The sequence below is a fragment of the Bradyrhizobium sp. CCBAU 45394 genome (assembly GCF_028128655.1).
Classification (GTDB): domain Bacteria; phylum Pseudomonadota; class Alphaproteobacteria; order Rhizobiales; family Xanthobacteraceae; genus Bradyrhizobium; species Bradyrhizobium diazoefficiens.
Map to the genome: position 1 here is coordinate 1 of NZ_LBIX01000079.1, position 1,657 is coordinate 1,657.

At 68.1% G+C, this 1,657-nt stretch carries 1 protein-coding gene; it reads left to right on the top strand.

Annotation, left to right across the window (positions count from 1 at the left end; translation table 11 throughout):
- Positions 1–1,657, top strand: a 1,657-nt coding sequence (locus WN73_RS11810; RefSeq protein ID WP_271552893.1) for a condensation domain-containing protein, incomplete at both ends; no start/stop codon positions are given.

Genomic DNA, 1,657 nt, shown 5'->3' on the forward strand with positions numbered 1-1,657 from the left:
AGCGGGTCGGACGCCACGACCACTTCTTTGCGCTCGGCGGGCACTCGCTGCTGGCGGTGCAACTGATCGAGCGTTTGCGGCGGCGGTCGCTGGGGGTTGAGGTGCGCACGCTGTTCGCCAGGCCGGTGCTGGCCGATCAGGCCGCAAGCCTGGGCAGTCATCAGGAGGTGGCGGTCCCGGCCAATCGGATCACCGAACAGAGTACGGCGATCACGCCAGAGATGTTGCCGCTCATTGAGCTGGCGCAGGGCGAGATCGACCGGATCATCGCCACAGTGCCCGGCGGGGTTGGCAACATCCAGGACATTTATGGCTTGTCGCCGCTGCAGGACGGCATCCTGTTCCATCATCTGTTGGCGACAAAGGGCGATCCGTACCTGCTGGTATCGCAGATGGCGTTTGCCGACCGTGGCGTGTTGGACCGCTATCTTGCCGCGGTCCAGCGGGTGGTGGACCGGCACGACATTCTGCGCACCTCGTTCGTCTGGGAGGGGCTGTCGCGCCCGGCCCAGGTGGTGTGGCGGAACGCGCTGCTGGAGGTGAGCGAGGTCGAGCTGAACGGGTCTGCTGGTCCTGGCGCCGCGCAGCTTAAGGATCGGTTTGATCCGCGCCAGCACCGCATCGATCTTGGCCGAGCGCCGTTGTTGCGGTTTGTGATCGCGCGCGAGCCCGGCAGCGCGCGCTGGCTGCTGTTGGAGCTGCAGCATCATCTGATCGGGGATCACACCACACTGGAGGTGATGCGTGCCGAGGTCCGGGCTGAGCTGGAGGGCCGGGCGCATGAGCTGAGCGCGCCACAGCCGTTCCGCAACCTGGTGGCGCAGGCGCGCCTGGGCGTTGATGCAAAGGCGCATGAAGCGTTCTTCCGGGGGTGGCTGGCAGACATCGACGCGCCGAGCGCGCCGTTCGGCTTGCGCGAGGTGCGCGGCGACGGCAGCGGGGTTCGAGAGGCGCAGCGGATGCTGCCGCAGCAGCTGAACGCGCGGCTGCGCAGCCAGGCGCGACGGCTGGGGGTGAGCCTGGCGAGCCTGTGCCATCTGGCGTGGGGACAGGTGGTGGCGCGCAGCAGCGGGCGCGAGCAGGTGGTGTTCGGCACGGTGCTGTTCGGCCGCATGCATGGGGGTGCGGGTGGCGACCGCACGATGGGGCTGTTCATCAACACGCTGCCGCTGCGGCTTGATCTCGATGGCACCGCGACCGAGGCGAGCGTCCTGACCACGCACGCCCGGCTGGCCGAGCTCTTGGCGCACGAGCAGGCCTCGCTGGCGCTGGCGCAACGCTGCAGCGGCGTTGCGGCGCCGGCGCCGCTGTTCAGTTCGCTGTTGAACTACCGCCACAACACCGCGGCGGTCGCCACCGCAACCGATGACAGTCTGGTGGGCGTGGAATGGCTGGGCGGGGAGGAGCGCACCAATTATCCGCTGACCTTGTCGGTGGAGGATTTTGGCGAGGCGCTCGGTCTGACGGCGCAGGTGGCGGAGCCTATCTCTGCGGATCGGATCTGCGGCTACATGCAGCGGGCGCTCGAGCAGCTGTCGGAGGCGTTGGAGCGGGCGCCGGACATGCCAGTGCGGGAGCTGGACATTCTGCCAGCTGCCGAGCGCGCCTATCTGCTGGAGGAACTGAACCGGACGGCGGTGACGTATCCTGAGCAGCA